This is a genomic window from Nocardia sp. CA-084685, from assembly GCF_050955785.1.
GTDB lineage: Bacteria > Actinomycetota > Actinomycetes > Mycobacteriales > Mycobacteriaceae > Nocardia.
On sequence record NZ_CP192094.1, the window covers coordinates 1509497 to 1525766 of the forward strand.

Annotated in this window: 1 protein-coding gene; it reads left to right on the forward strand. The window is 67.3% G+C overall.

Annotated elements, in window-relative coordinates:
• The first annotated feature begins 3 nt into the window (after positions 1–3).
• On the forward strand, positions 4–16239 hold the full coding sequence (locus tag ACQP2U_RS06505) for a type I polyketide synthase (protein WP_433713834.1): 16236 nt from the start codon (positions 4–6) through the stop codon (positions 16237–16239).
• Positions 16240–16270: the final 31 nt, after the last annotated feature.

The window sequence follows — 16270 nt, forward strand, 5'->3', positions numbered from 1 at the left end:
TTGATGACCAAGCCCGATGAAAATACTCAGAAGCTGGCTCAGGCCCTCCGTGTCTCGCTGAAGGAGACCGAGCGGTTGCGTGCCCGCAACCGCAAGCTCGAGTCGTCGCTTCGTGAGCCGATTGCGATCGTGGGTATGGCGTGCCGGTATCCGGGTGGAGTCGGTTCGCCGGAGGAGCTGTGGAACCTGGTTTCCGCTGGGACCGACGCGGCGTCGGAGTTCCCGGCGAATCGCGGCTGGGACACCGAACGCTTGTATGACCCGACCGGTGAGACGCCGAACTCCGCGTATACGCGTGAGGGTGGATTCCTCCATACCGCAGGTGAATTCGATCCGGCGTTCTTCAATATCAGCCCCAATGAGGCCGCGCTGATGGATCCGCAGCAGTTTCTGCTGTTGGAGACTTCGTGGGAGGCGTTCGAGCGGGCGGGTGTCGATCCGGGTTCGTTGAAGGGCAGCCGGACCGGTGTGTGGGTCGGCATGATGTATCACGACTATCCGGCGAACGCGAATACGGGATCTATTGCCTCGGGCCGGGTTTCGTACGTGTTCGGTCTGGAGGGGCCGTCGGTCACGGTGGATACGGCGTGTTCGTCGTCGCTGGTGGCCATGCATTCGGCCGCGGCCTCGCTGCGGTCGGGTGAGTGTGATCTGGCGTTGGCCGGTGGTGTAGCGGTGATGGCGACTCCGGAGACGCTGGTGGAATTCAGTCGCCAGCGGGGTTTGTCGCCGGATGGCCGGTGTAAGTCGTTCGCCGATGCGGCCGATGGTGTCGGCTGGTCCGAGGGTGCCGGGATGTTGGTGTTGGAGCGGTTGTCCGACGCCCAGCGCAATGGTCATCGGGTGCTTGCGGTGCTGACCGGTTCGGCGGTGAATCAGGATGGTGCGTCGAATGGTTTGACCGCGCCGAATGGTCCGTCGCAGCGGCGGGTGATTCGCCAGGCGCTGGCGAATGCGGGGGTTTCGCCGGTCGATGTCGATGTGGTCGAGGCGCACGGCACGGGTACGACGTTGGGTGATCCGATCGAAGCCCAGGCGCTGCTGGCCACCTACGGGCAAGAGCGTGCTGCGGATCGTCCGCTGTGGCTCGGATCGTTGAAGTCCAATATCGGTCACGCTCAGGCGGCGGCTGGTGTTGGTGGTGTGATCAAGATGGTGATGGCGATGCGGCACGGGGTGCTGCCGCGGACGCTGCATGTCGATGCGCCCAGTTCCAAGGTGGATTGGTCCGAAGGGCAGGTCCGGCTGCTGACCGAGCAGGTGTCGTGGCCGGAGGTGGATCGACCGCGTCGTGCGGGTGTGTCCTCGTTCGGTATCAGCGGTACGAACGCGCACGTCATCATCGAGCAGGCTCCGGTGTCCGAACCGGCGGTGGACCAAGCTCCGGCGCCCGAGATCGTGCCGGCGGGTGGGTTGCTGCCGTGGGCGGTCTCGGCGCGCAGTGGCGAGGCGTTGGCCGCGCAGGCCGTCCGCTTGGCGTCTCGTGTCGTTGATCAGGACCTGGATCCGGTGGATGTCGGTTTCTCATTGGCGTCCACGCGTGCGGTGTTCGATCATCGTGCGGTCGTCTTGGCCGGGGACCGTGAGGGGTTGCTGGCGGGTATGCGGGCGTTGGGGCGGGCCGAATCCCTTCCGGGTGTGGTGTCCGGCCGGGTAGTGCCGGGGTCGACGGGTGTGGTGTTCTCGGGTCAGGGTGCGCAGTGGGCCGGTATGGCTACGGAACTGCGCGCGGCATTCCCGGTGTTCGCCGATCACTTCGATGCGATCGTCGCCGAGCTGGATCCGCTGCTGGGGCAGCCTGTTTCGCTGGGCACCGCGCTGGTGAGCGATGAGCTGGTGGATCGGACGGTGTTTGCGCAGGCGGGGTTGTTCGCGTTCGAGGTGGCGTTGTTTCGTCTGCTCGAATCGTGGGGCGTACGGACCGATGTGGTGGCTGGTCATTCGATCGGTGAGGTCGCTGCCGCGCATGTGGCTGGTGTGTTGTCGCTGTCGGATGCTTGTGTGTTGGTGGCTGCGCGTGGTCGGTTGATGCAGGCGTTGCCTTCTGGTGGGGCGATGGTTGCTGTGGGTGCCTCTGAACTCGAGGTGACGTCGCTGCTGGTCGATGGGGTGTCGGTCGCGGCGGTGAACGGTCCGTCGTCGGTGGTGCTCTCCGGCATCGAAGACGATGTGCTCGCGGTCGTCGCGAAGTGCGCCGAGCGTGGTTGGCGGACGCATCGGTTGCGGGTTTCGCATGCTTTCCATTCGGCTCTTATGGAGCCGATGTTGGCCGAGTTCGCCTCGGTGATCGAGGGTTTGGTGTTCGGTCGTTCGAGCATCCCGTTGGTGTCGACGGTGACCGGTGCGCGGATCACGGATGAGATGACCGATCCGTCGTATTGGGTCGGTCAGGTCCGGGACACCGTCCGTTTCGCGGATGCCGTTGCCACAATGGCGGACCTGGGGGTGTCCCGGTTCGCCGAGGTCGGCCCGGCCGCGGTCCTGAGCCCGATGGTCGCCCAGACTCTCGACGACGAGGCCGCGGTGGTGGTGGCGTTGGCGCGTCGCGACCATGCCGACGCGTCCGCCGTGCTGGGCGGGGTGGCCGGGTTGTTCGTGGCAGGCGCCGAGGTGAACTGGGCCGGTCTGCATGCTGGAGGTCAGCGAATCGACTTGCCCACCTATGCCTTCCAGCATCAGCGTTTCTGGCTGGATCCCAAGGAGGCGTTGGCCCTGTCGTGGCTGGGCGCCGAATTGGGCGGGGTCGGCTCGCTCGGGCTGGATGTGGTGGAGCATCCGCTGCTGGGTGCGGTGGTGCCGCATCCGGATTCGGGTGGCGTGAGTTTCACCGGCCGGTGGACCGTGGAGTCGGTCGAGTGGCTGGCCGACCACAGCGTGCTCGGCACCGTATTGCTGCCGGGCACCGGGTTCGTGGAGCTGGCGAGTTACGTCGGTGGTGTGCTCGGTTGTGCCGTGGTGGACGAGCTGGTCCTGCAGGCCCCGTTGACCGTGCCGGCCGAGGGCAGCGTCGCGGTACAGGTCGTGGTGACCGCGGCAGACGAGGCCGGTCGCAGGCGGTTGAGTGTGCATTCGCGGCGGACCGCCGAGGGGCCGTGGTTGCTGCACGCCGAAGGTGTGCTCGTCCCCGATGAGGTGGTTGCCGATTTCGATCTCGCCGCGTGGCCGCCGGCCGGTGCCCAGTCCTTGGACATCGACGGCGTCTATGACGAGCTGCTCGATATCGGGTATGGCTACGGCCCGTTCTTCCAGGGTTTGCAGGCGGTGTGGCGGCGTGGTGACGAGTTGTTCGCCGAGGTCGCCCTGCCGGATCCGCAGGACGGCAAGGGATTCGGCATCCATCCGGCGCTGTTCGACGCGGCGTTGCACGCCGGGATCGTGCACGGTCTGCGTGGCGGTGTCGAGGGTTTCCCGGCACTGCCGTTCACCTGGAACCGGGTGGTGTTGCACGCGGCCGGCGCGAGCGCCGTCCGGGTTCGCATCGTGGTCGAGGGCACCCGGTTCGCGCTCCAGCTGGCCGACGAGCAGGGTCGGCCGGTGATGTCGGTGGGGGCCTTGGTTTCTCGGCCGGTGTCGGCCGATCGCCTGCAGTCGGATCGGGTGGATGACGCCCTCTTCGGCGTGGAGTGGGTCGCTGCCGCGCCGTCGGCGGAGAGCGTCGAGCCGGGCCGGGTGGCGGTACTGAATGGTGATCTCGCGGCGTTGATCATCGAGTTGGACGCGGCCCAGGATCCGGTTGTTCCGGAGATCGTGTTGTGGGAAATCCCCGTTCACGACGGTGCGCCGCCGGAGGCCGCCCGCCGGATCGCGATCGGTGTGCTCGACACTCTGCGCGGCTGGCTGGCCGAACCGCGTTTCGCCGGTTCACGTCTGGTGGCGCTGACCAGACGTGCGGTGGCCGTTGCCGATGCGGAGCAGGTGGACCTGGGACAGGCGCCGGTGTGGGGTCTGCTGCGCGCCGCGCAGGCCGAACACCCGGGCCGATTCCAGCTGCTCGACCTGGATCAGGATGAGGATCGTGACGCGCTCGCTATCGCCGCTGCGGCCGCGACCGCTGCGCTGGAACCCGAGGCTGCGCTGCGCGGTGCGACCTTGCTCGTGCCGCGATTGAGTCGTCACGCCCTCGGTTCGATCGTTCGGTTGTCCGAGCCGGGCACCGTGCTGGTGACCGGTGGGACCGGCGGTCTGGGTGGCGTGATAGCCCGGCACTTGGTGGCCGAACACGGTGTGCGCCATCTGCTTTTGACGTCTCGGCGTGGCCCGGATGCTCCGGGTGCGGCGGAACTGCGTGCGGAGCTGACCGAGCTCGGCGCCGAGGTGACCGTTGCCGCGTGTGATGTGTCGGATCGGTCTGCGCTGGCGGCGTTGCTGGAGGGTATTTCGGTTGAACATCCGCTGGTCGGTGTGGTGCATGCGGCCGGAACAGCGGACAACGGTCTGGTCGAATCGATTACGGCCGAGCGAGTCGATTATGTGTTCGGGCCCAAGGTGGATGCGGCGTGGCATTTGCATGAGTTGACTCGTGATGCCTCGTTGTCGTTGTTCGTCTTGGTGTCCTCGGCGGGCGGATTGGTGCTGGCTGCCGGTCAAGCGAACTACGCCGCGGCGAACGTCTTCCTCGATGCCCTTGCCGCGCATCGTCACAGCCTGGGATTGCCGGCAACCGCTATCGACTACGGGTTGTGGGCACGATCGACCGGGCTCGGTGTCGAGCTGTCCGAGGCCGAATTCGATCTGCTGCGCCGGCAGGGCTTCCCGCCGATCTCCGAGGCCGAGGGTCTTGCGCTGTTCGATGCGGCGATTGCCACCGATTCGGCCCAGCTGGTGGCGTTGCGGGTCGATCCGGCGGTGCTCCGGACGCGGGGCGAGTTGATCCCGGCCCTGGTCCGTGCGCTCGCACCGATCCCCTTGCGCCGCACCAACCGAAGCGCGGCAGGTCAGGCTTTCGCCCGAAAGCTGGCCGGCTTGTCGGATGCGGATCGTGCGCGTGCTCTGCTTGATCTCGTTCGTTCGGTGGCTGCCGCGACTCTTGGGCATGTGTCGGTGGATGCTGTTGAGCCGCAGCAGGCTTTTCAGCAGCTTGGTTTCGATTCGTTGAGTGCGGTCGAGTTCCGTAACAAGTTGAATGCCGCGACGGGTTTGCAGCTGCCGGCGACGCTGGTTTTCGACTATCCGAACGCGCAGGTTGTCGCCGAGTTCATCGATTCCCAACTCACCGGCACGAGCCAGGATGTCGCGGTCACTGCCAGTAGGGTGGCCGGCGACGATCCGATTGTGGTGGTGGCGATGAGTTGCCGCTACCCGGGTGGTGTCGCTTCTCCCGAAGACCTGTGGAACCTGGTTGCCGACGGCATGGACACCACAGGTGATCTGCCCGCGGACCGTGGCTGGGATATCGAGGGCATCTACGATCCGGAACCCGGTAAGGCGGGCAAGACCTACACCCGTCAGGGTGGATTCCTGTATTCCGCAGCCGATTTCGATGCGGATTTCTTCGGGATCAGTCCCAACGAGGCTTTGGTGATGGATCCGCAGCAGCGGATGTTGCTGGAGATCTCGTGGGAGGCGCTGGAGCGGGCCGGTGTGGATCCGGCGGTGCTGCGCGGTAGTTCGACCGGTGTCTTCACCGGCGTGATGTACCACGACTACGCGCTGGGCGCCGGTACCGGCAACAGCGTCGCCGGCAGCCTGGTCTCCGGTCGCATCGCCTACACGATGGGCTTGGAAGGTCCTGCGGTATCGGTGGATACGGCGTGTTCGTCGTCGCTGGTGGCCATGCACTTGGCCGCCCAGTCGCTGCGGTCGGGCGAATGTGATCTGGCGTTGGCCGGTGGTGTGGCGGTGATGTCCACCCCGGAGATGCTCGTCGAGTTCAGTCGGCAGCGGGGTTTGTCGCCGGATGGTCGGTGTAAGTCGTTCGCGGATGCGGCCGATGGGGTGGGCTGGTCCGAGGGTGCCGGAATGTTGGTGTTGGAGCGGTTGTCCGATGCCCGTCGCAATGGTCATGACGTGCTTGCGGTGATTGCTGGTTCGGCGGTGAATCAGGATGGTGCGTCGAATGGTTTCTCCGCGCCGAATGGTCCGTCGCAGCGGCGGGTGATCCGGCAGGCGTTGGCCAATGCTGGTGTGTCGCCGACCGAGGTGGATGTGGTCGAGGCGCACGGCACGGGTACGACGCTGGGCGATCCGATCGAAGCCCAGGCGCTGCTCGCGACCTATGGCCAAGATCGGAATGCCGATCGTCCGCTGTGGCTCGGATCATTGAAGTCCAACATCGGTCATGCCCAGGCGGCGGCCGGTGTCGGTGGCGTGATCAAGATGATCATGGCGATGCGGAACGGCATGCTGCCCAAGACACTGCATGTCGATGCGCCCAGCACGAAAGTTGATTGGTCCGAAGGCCATATCCGCCTGCTGACCGAACCGGTGGCGTGGCCCGACGTGGATCGGCCGCGTCGTGCGGGTGTCTCCTCGTTCGGCCTCAGCGGCACGAACGCTCACCTGATCGTCGAACAGGCGCCCGCGGCGGACCCGGCTCCGGTGGCCAAAACCCTTCCGGCGGGCGGGGTGTTGCCGTGGGTGGTCTCTGCGCGGAGCGGCGAGGCACTGGCCGAGCAGGCTCGGCGGCTGGCCTCCTGTGTCGGCGACCACGATTCGATCGACATCGGATTCTCGCTCGCCACCTCGCGAGCGTTGTTCGAGCATCGGGCCGTGGCGTTCTCGCCCGAGGACGACGCCCTGCGGGCCGGCATCCAGGCGCTCGGGCGCGGCGAAACGATTCCGGGTGTAGTGACCGGCCGCGTGGCCCCGGGGTCGACGGGTGTGGTGTTCTCGGGTCAGGGTGCGCAGTGGGCTGGTATGGCTACGGAACTGCGCGCGGCATTCCCGGTGTTCGCCGATCACTTCGATGCGATCGTCGCCGAGTTGGATCCGCTGCTGGGGCAGTCGGTTTCGCTGAGCGTGGCGTTGGCGGATGGTGAGCTGGTGGATCGGACGGTGTTTGCGCAGGCGGGTTTGTTCGCGTTCGAGGTGGCGTTGTTTCGGCTGCTCGAGTCGTGGGGTGTGGGTGTGGATGTGGTGGCTGGTCATTCGATTGGTGAGGTCGCTGCTGCGCATGTGGCTGGTGTGTTGTCGCTGTCGGATGCTTGTGTGTTGGTGGCTGCGCGTGGTCGGTTGATGCAGGCGTTGCCTTCTGGTGGGGCGATGGTTGCTGTGGGTGCCTCTGAACTCGAGGTGACGTCGCTGCTGGTCGATGGGGTGTCGGTCGCGGCGGTGAACGGTCCGTCGTCGGTGGTGCTCTCCGGTGTCGAGGACGCAGTCGCCGCTCTTGTCGAGGAATGCACCGAACGTGGTTGGCGTACACGCAGATTGCGGGTTTCGCATGCTTTCCATTCGGCTCTGATGGAGCCGATGTTGGCTGAGTTCGCTTCGGTGGTGAAGGGTTTGACCTTCGGCCGGCCCACCATCCCGTTGGTGTCGACGGTGACGGGTGCCCAGGTCGTCGACGAGATGGGTGATCCGTCGTATTGGGTCGGTCAGGTCCGGGACACCGTCCGGTTCGCGGATGCTATTGCGGCGATGGCAGATCTGGGTGTGTCCCGATTCGCCGAAGTCGGCCCCGATGCGGTGGTGACCCCGATGATCGCGCAGACTCTCGACGACGAGGCCGCGGTGGTGGTGGCGTTGGCGCGTCGTGACCGTGCCGACGCGTCCGCCGTGCTGGGTGGGGTGGCCGGGTTGTTCGTGGCCGGTGCCGAGGTGAACTGGGCCGGTTACTACGCCGGGACGGGGGCGCGGCGAATCGACCTGCCCACCTATGCCTTCCAGCACCGGCGCTATTGGATACCCGAAGGTTCCGCCGGCAAGGGTGACGCCCGGTCGATGGGGCTCGTCGCGACCGGGCACCCGCTGGTGTCGGCAGTGCTGTCGCAACCGGATTCCGATGTGGTCGCCGTCAGCGGCAGATTGTCGGTGCAGACGCAGCCCTGGCTGGCCGACCACCGGGTCATGGACACCGTGTTGTTCCCCGGCACCGGTCTCGTCGAACTCGCCCTGCACGCCGGTGAGCGGGTGGGCTGTTCGAGCCTGGAGGAGCTGATTCTGCGTGCCCCGCTGGTGTTGCCGGAGTCCGGTGGTGTCGCGGTGCGGGTCATGATCGGCGGTGCGGACGAGGGGCGTCGTGGGGTGCGGATATTCTCCCGCCCCGACGACGATGCCGATTCGGTGGCGTCGTGGACTTTGCATGCCGAAGGCGTCCTCGTGCCGGGAACCGACGGCGCACCGGCGGACCTGGCGCAGTGGCCGCCCGCCGACGCCACCGCGGTCCCGGTCGAGGGCCTCTACGACTCTCTCGATGCGCAGGGCTATCACTATGGTCCGGTCTTCCAGGCATTGCGGGCGGCATGGCGTGGATCGGATGGGCTCTATGCCGAGGTCGAGTTACCCGAGGCGGCGCGAGGCGAGGCGGAGCGATTCGGTGTGCATCCGGCGTTGCTGGATGCGGCGTTGCATGCATTGCGTTTTGCCGATGATGCTGCGTCGGATGGTGCTGGGCTGGCGTTGCCGTTCGAGTGGTCGGGTGTCACTGTGCATGCGGCGGGGGCTGATGCGTTGCGGGTTCGGCTGACCCGTATCGGTGAGCGTGGCGTTGCGCTGGATCTGGCGGATTCGACCGGTGCCGCGGTGGCGACGGTGCGGCACTTGGCCTCCCGGCCGATCGATCCCGCGCAGCTCACCGCAGGCACTGCGATTTCTCGTACCGCTGTGTTCGATGTGAGCTGGGCGCCGATCACGGTGACCGAGGGCGAGGTTGCCGCGGTGGCGTGGGCGGATCTCGGTGAGATGGGTGAGCGGGTCCCGCAGGTGGTGGTGCTGGATTGCCCGACGGGCAATGATCCCGTCACTGTTCGTGCCGCTACTCACGGTGTGTTGCAGGCGTTGCAGTCCTGGTTCGGCGAGCCTCGGTTCGGTGAGTCGGTGCTGGTGGTTCGGACCGGTGGTGCGGTATCGGTGGCCGGGGAGGACATTTCGAACTTGGCCGGTGCCGCGGTGGGCGGTCTGGTTCGTTCGGCACAGGCCGAGGGTGTCGGCCGGATCGTGTTGGTGGATACCGATTCCGGACTCGACGCTCTGCTGGGCGGGATTCTGGCGTCAGAGGAACCGCAGGTGGCGGTGCGTGATGGGCAGGTGTACAGAGCGCGACTCGGCCGGGTCGTCTCCACCGATGCTCCGTCGACCGGTTCCTTCGATCCGGGCGACACGGTTCTGATCACCGGTGCCAGCGGCTTCCTTGGTGGGCTGTTCGCCCGGCACCTGGTGAACGCCCATGGCGTGCGCCGTCTGCTGTTGCTCAGTAGGCGCGGTGAATCCGGCCCCGGCGTAACAGCACTGCGAGAAGAGTTGCAGCAGATCGGTGCCGAGGTCGAGTTCGTCGCATGCGATGTCGCCGACCGCGGCGCGCTGGCCGAGGTGCTGGCCACTATTCCTGCCGCACAACCGCTTACGGGCGTCTTCCACCTCGCCGGTGTGCTCGATGACGGTGCGATCGCGTCGCTGAGTCCGGAGCGGATGGACGCGGTGCTGGCCCCGAAGGTCGACGCCGCGCTGCATCTGCACGAGCTCACCGCCGACCTGCCTTTGAAGGCGTTCGTGCTGTTCAGCTCGGTCGCCGGTGCGTTCGGTAGCCCCGGCCAGGGCAACTACGCCGCGGCCAACGCCTGCCTCGACGCGCTGGCCGCGCACCGCAGCGCATCCGGGCTGCCCGGTATATCTCTGGCCTGGGGTCTGTGGAGCACGGACGGGGGTATGGCCGCGGAACTCAGCGACGTCGACCGGCGTCGGATGTCCCGGTCGGGCCTGCTACCGCTATCGGCGGACCAGGGTCTGGCCCTGTTCGACGCCGCGACGGGAATGGACACGGCGGCCCTCGTCCTCGCCCGGGTGGATCTGGATGCCATGCGTTCTGCGGGATTCGCCGCGCCCGCATTGTTTTCCGCACTGATCCCGCAGCGCCGCAGAGCGGCCTCCGGTGCGTCCGCGGCGTTGCGTGCTCGGCTGTCGAGCACTCCCGACAGCGAGCGTTTCGATGTGTTGCTGGAGATCGTGCGCGGTCAGATCGCCACCGTCCTCGGCCACGAGAACACGAACGCGGTGACAGCGGACCGGGCCTTCAACGAGCTGGGCTTCGATTCGATCACCGCTGTCGAATTCCGTAATGCCCTGAAGGCCGCCACCGGTCTCCCGCTGCCCGCGACCTTGGTGTTCGACTACCCCACGCCCCAGGCTTTGGCGCGGTATCTGGCCGACGAGTTCGCCGGGACGAGCCGCGATGTCGAGGTCACCGCCGTCAAGGCTGTCGATGACGACCCGATCGCCGTGGTCGGCATGGCCTGCCGTTACCCCGGAGGGGTGACGTCCCCGGAAGAACTCTGGGAACTCGTGCGCACCGGCCGGGACGCGGTATCGACGTTCCCGGTCGATCGCGGCTGGGACCTCAACGGCATTTACGATCCGGAACCCGGCCGTGCGGGTAGGTCCTACACCCGAGAGGGCGGATTCCTGCACACGGCTGCCGATTTCGACGCGGACTTCTTCGGGATCAGTCCCAACGAAGCCGTGATGACGGATCCGCAGCAGCGGCAACTGCTGGAAACCACGTGGGAGGCGCTGGAGCGCGCAGGTGTGGATCCGGCGGTGCTGCGCGGTAGTTCGACCGGCGTCTTCACCGGCGTCATGTACCACGACTACGCCCAGGGTACCGGTAACAGCGCGGCCGGCAGCCTGGTGTCCGGTCGCATCGCCTACACCCTCGGATTGGAGGGCCCGGCCGTGTCGGTGGATACGGCGTGCTCGTCGTCCTTGGTGACAATGCATTTGGCGGCGCAGTCGCTGCGGTCCGGGGAGTGCGATCTGGCCTTGGCCGGTGGCGTGACGGTGATGGCGACTCCGGAAACTCTGGTGGAATTCAGTCGGCAGCGCGGGTTGTCGCCGGATGGCCGGTGTAAGTCGTTCGCCGATGCGGCCGATGGTGTCGGCTGGTCCGAGGGCGCCGGAATGTTGGTGCTGGAGCGGTTGTCCGACGCGCGTCGCAATGGTCATGATGTGCTTGCGGTGATTGCTGGTTCGGCGGTGAATCAGGATGGCGCGTCGAATGGTTTGACCGCGCCGAATGGTCCGTCGCAGCGGCGGGTGATTCGCCAGGCGCTGGCGAATGCGGGGGTTTCGCCGGTCGATGTCGATGTGGTGGAAGCCCACGGCACGGGTACGACTCTGGGCGATCCGATTGAGGCCCAGGCCCTTTTGGCTACTTACGGGCAGGGTCGTGATGCGGATCGTCCGCTGTGGTTGGGGTCGTTGAAGTCGAATATCGGCCATGCTCAGGCCGCTGCTGGTGTCGGTGGTGTGATCAAGATGGTCATGGCGATGCGCCGAGGACTGTTGCCGAAGACGCTGCATGTCGATGCGCCCAGCACGAAAGTTGATTGGTCCGAAGGTCATATCCGTTTGCTGACCGAGGCGGTGGCGTGGCCGGAGGTGGATCGGCCGCGTCGTGCGGGTGTGTCCTCGTTCGGTATCAGCGGCACGAATGCGCACGTCATCATCGAACAGGCCCCGGTGCCGACGGTGGAGCCGGAGCCGGTGGTCAAGTCCGCGCCGGCGGGCGGGTTGCTGCCATGGGTGGTCTCGGCCCGCAGCGCCGAGGCTCTCACCGCTCAGGCCGTCCGCCTGGCATCGCATGTGGGCGAACACGATCCGATCGATGTCGGCTTCTCGCTGGCATCGACGCGCAGTGTCTTCGAACATCGTGCTGTTGTGTTGGCCGGCGACCGTGCGGGGCTGCTGGCAGGCGTCCGGACCTTGGCGGCCGGTGCGCCGGCACCCGGTGTGTTGACCGGCCGTGTGCTGGCGGGTTCGACGGGTGTGGTGTTCTCGGGTCAGGGTGCCCAGTGGGCCGGCATGGCCACGCAACTATGCGCGGCCTTCCCGGTCTTCGGCAACCATTTCGATGCGATCGTCGCCGAGCTCGATCCGCTGCTGGAACAGCCTGTTTCGCTGAGCACGGCATTGGCGAACGACGATCTGGTCGACCGGACCGTGTTCGCGCAGGCGGGTCTGTTCGCCTTCGAGGTGGCACTGTTCCGGCTGCTCGAATCGTGGGGCGTACGCGCGGATGTCGTAGCCGGTCACTCGATCGGTGAGGTCGCTGCCGCGCACGTGGCCGGAGTGCTGTCGCTGGCGGACGCCTGTGTGTTGGTGGCTGCGCGTGGTCGGTTGATGCAGGCGTTGCCTGCCGGTGGCGCGATGGTCGCCGTGGGTGCCTCCGAGGCCGATGTGCGGCCGCTGCTGACCGGCGCGGTTTCGATCGCGGCGGTGAACGCCCCGTCGTCGGTGGTGCTCTCGGGTGTCGAAGCCGATGTCGTGGCTGTCGCCGAGGCTTGTGCCGAACATGGTTGGCGCACACACCGACTGCGGGTCTCGCACGCATTCCATTCGGCGCTGATGGACCCGATGTTGGCCGAATTCGCCACGGCGATCGAAGGTTTGACGTTCGCGCGCCCGCGTATCCCACTGGTTTCGACGGTGACCCGAGTCCGGGTCGCCGACGAGATGTCGGATCCGGCGTACTGGGTGGGGCAGGTTCGGGACACGGTGCGGTTCGCCGATGCCGTCGCGGCAATGGCGGACCTGGGTGTAGCCAGGTTCGCCGAGGTCGGCCCCGACGCGGTGCTGACCCCGATGATCGCCCAAACCCTGGACACCGCAACGGCTATCGTGTTGTCCAAACGAAACGCAGCGGACTCCGAGATCGTGCTGACCGGCCTCGCCCGACTGCACGTCTCGGGTGCGACGGTGGATTGGACGACCTACTACACCGGCACCGGCGGCGTGCGGATCGACCTGCCGACCTACGGCTTCCAGCACCGCCGCTTCTGGTCCACCGGCCCGCTGCACACCGGCGAGGCGCACACACTCGGCCTGCGGTCCACTGACCACCCGATGCTGGGTGCCGTGGTGGCACAGCCGGAGAGCGGCGGCGTCCGATTCACCGGCCGCCTGTCCACGAACACCCATCCCTGGCTTGCCGATCACGACGTGCTCGGCACGGTGCTGCTGCCGGGCACCGGATTCGTCGAACTGGCCGCCCACGCCGGCGACCAGGTCGACTGCCCGGAGCTTGCGGAACTCACCCTGCTGGCGCCACTTGTGTTCCAGGGGCAGGGCGGCATCGATGTCCAGGTGATCGTCGGCGACGGTGACGATACCGGTCGCCGACGGCTCGACATCTACTCCCGGCGGGACGACGACGATCCGTCGGTGCCGTGGACGCACCACGCGCAGGGCACGGTCAGCCCGAGCCGGGACACCGAAACACCGGACGGCTGGACGGACTTCACGCAGTGGCCACCGGCCGGTGCCACGGACATCGAGTTGGCCGGCGCCTACGACATACTCGCCGACCACGGCTACAACTACGGGCCCGCCTTCCGCGGACTGGAAGCCCTGTGGCGACGCGGTGAGGACCTCTTCGCCGAGGTGGCGCTGCCCGAGCCGACCGCTGCCCAGGGCTACGGCATGCATCCGGCGTTGCTGGACGCGGCCATGCACGCGCTGTCCTTCGGTCTCCCGCAGGGCGTGGACGAGCAGGCCGAGCGGCCGACCCTGGTGCCGTTCGCCTGGTCGTCGGTGCGGGTGCACGCCGACGGGGCAGGGCGGGTTCGGGTTCGGTTGTCCTGGCTGAACCAGGGCGAGGTTGCCCTAACCATGACCGATTCCGGTGGGGCGCCAGTGTTGTCCGTCGGGTCGCTCGCGTTGCGCCCGATGTCGCTCGAACTGCTCTCGGCCGCGACCCGATCCGCGCCGGACGGGCGGTACGAGCTCAGCTGGCGGCTCGGTCCGGAACTGCGCTCGGCGGGTTCGTGGGCCGAATGGGGGTCGGCCGAGTCGGCCTCGGTCGTCCTGTTCCGCGTCCCGGTCGACGGCGACAACGTGCCGGTCCGGTTGCGCACCGCGTTGCACCGCACGCTCGGCGTCGTCCAGGAGTTCGTGCGCGAGGATCGCTACGCGGCGAGCACTTTGGCTGTGGTCACCGACGCTGCGGCCGGCCCGGCCACGGCTGCGGTGTGGGGCCTGGTGCGTGCGGCGCAGTCGGAGCATCCCGGGCGGATCGTGCTCGTGGAGGCCGCGGCCGAGTCCACCCCGGATCACCTTGCCGCCGCGGCGATGTCGGGTGAACCGGAACTGGCCGTCCGGGCGGACGGGACAGAGGTGCCGCGGCTCGTGCGGGCCGCGTTGCCCGAGTCGGACCCGCGGGCACCCTGGGATCCGGAACGGACGGTACTGATCACCGGTGGCACCGGCGGCATCGGTCGTCACCTCGCCAGGCATCTGGTGAGCGAGCACGGTGTGCGGCACCTGCTGCTGGCCGGCCGCCGCGGACCGGATGCCGCCGCGGATCTCATCGCGGAATTGACCGACCTCGGTGCCCGGGTGCGCGTGGCCGCCTGCGACGTCGCGGACCGAAATGCGTTGCGAGAACTGCTCACTTCGGTTCCGGCCGAGCATCCGCTCGGTGCGGTCGTGCACGTGGCGGGCGTTGCCCACAACGGGATGGTCGAGACCCTGACGCCGGAGCAGATCGACTACTCCCTCAGCGCCAAGGCCGACGCGGCCTGGTATCTGCACGAGCTCACCCGGGCCGCCGGGCTGTCCGCCTTCGTGCTGATCTCCTCGGTGGCCGGGTCCATCCTGCCCGCCGGCCAGGGCGGATACGCGGCGGCCAACGTGTTCCTAGACGCCCTCGCCACCCACCGGCACGCCGAAGGTCTGCCGGCCACCGCGCTCGCCTACGGCCTGTGGGATATCGAAACGGGCCTGTCGCAGTGGCTCAGCGAGGCCGACCGGCAGCGCATGCGCCGCCAGGGCCTGCCACCACTGGCCGCCGATAAGGCACTCGAATTATTCGATGCCGCAGTAGCTGCGGAGACTCCGGCGAGCATCCTGACCGAGATCGACCTGCCCGCCCTCCGGGCTCGGGACGCGGTGCCCGCACTACTGCGCGACCTGGCCAAGCGAGCCGGGCGGCGGCAGAGCGCCGGGGCCCAGGACGCGGGCGCACTGCGCCGGCAGCTGGCCCAGGTGCCAGAGTCCGAACAGGAAGAGTGGCTCCGCAAGCACATTCTCGAGACCGCGGCCAGGCTGCTGGGTCACGAGAGCGTCGATGCTCTCGATCCGGAGCGTGATTTCCTCGAATCGGGATTCGACTCATTGGCAGCCATGGAGCTGCGGACCACGCTCAACGCGTCCACCGGTCTGACGCTGCCGACGGCCGCGATCTTCGACCACAAGACGCCGGCGGCGCTGGCTCGATACCTGTGGAAGGAGCTCAGCGAAGGCTCACGAAGCGGCAACGAGCAAGTCGGCGAGGATGATTCGTTGTACGGCATGTTCCGTGGCGCGGTAGCGGCCGGCCAGTCCGGGAAGGGCTTCGCCTTGTTGCGTGCGGCGGCGGAGCTGCGCGAGCAATTCTCCTCGGCACATGAACTGGACCGACTGCCGGTGCCCACCCGACTCGGCGCGGGTCCCACCCTGCCGCGCATTATTTGCCTCGCCCCGCCGCTGGCCACCGGCGGCGCGCATCAGTACGCCCGGATCGCCTCGCATGTGCGCACCGCCCGTGACATTTCGGCGCTGACTCCGATCGGTTGCCGGACGGGAGAGCCACTTCCGGCGACGTCGACGGCGGCCGCCGAAGCATTGGCGCGCTCCGTCCTCGAGGCGGCGCAGGGCGATCCGTTCGTACTGCTCGGTTACTCCTCGGGCGGCCTGTTGGCCTACCGCATCACCGAGCACCTGGAAGCGGCCGGTGGCCCAGCGCCCGCCGGCGTGGTCATGCTGGACACCTACAAGGTGCACGATGACAGCGAATGGCTGCTGCGAGCGATGGCCGACCACATGGTGTCGAACGAAGCCATATTTGGTCGCTTCGACCGGGATCGGTTGACGGGTATGGCGCGGTACGTGCAGCTGCTACAGCAGATGATGCCCGGCTCCGTCGCCACGCCCACGCTGTTCATCCAGTGCGCCGAGAGCTTCCTGGGGAGCTCATCGGATCGCGTGGACTGGCAGGCCGAACCGTGGGATTCGATGCACACCGTTGTTTCGGTACCGGCTAACCACTTCTCGATCCTGGAGGACGGTTCAGCCGATGTTGCCGAAGCGATCGAGGGCTGGCTCGAGAGCTAGGAACAACGACCGGGTGGGCGAGCGCTCACCC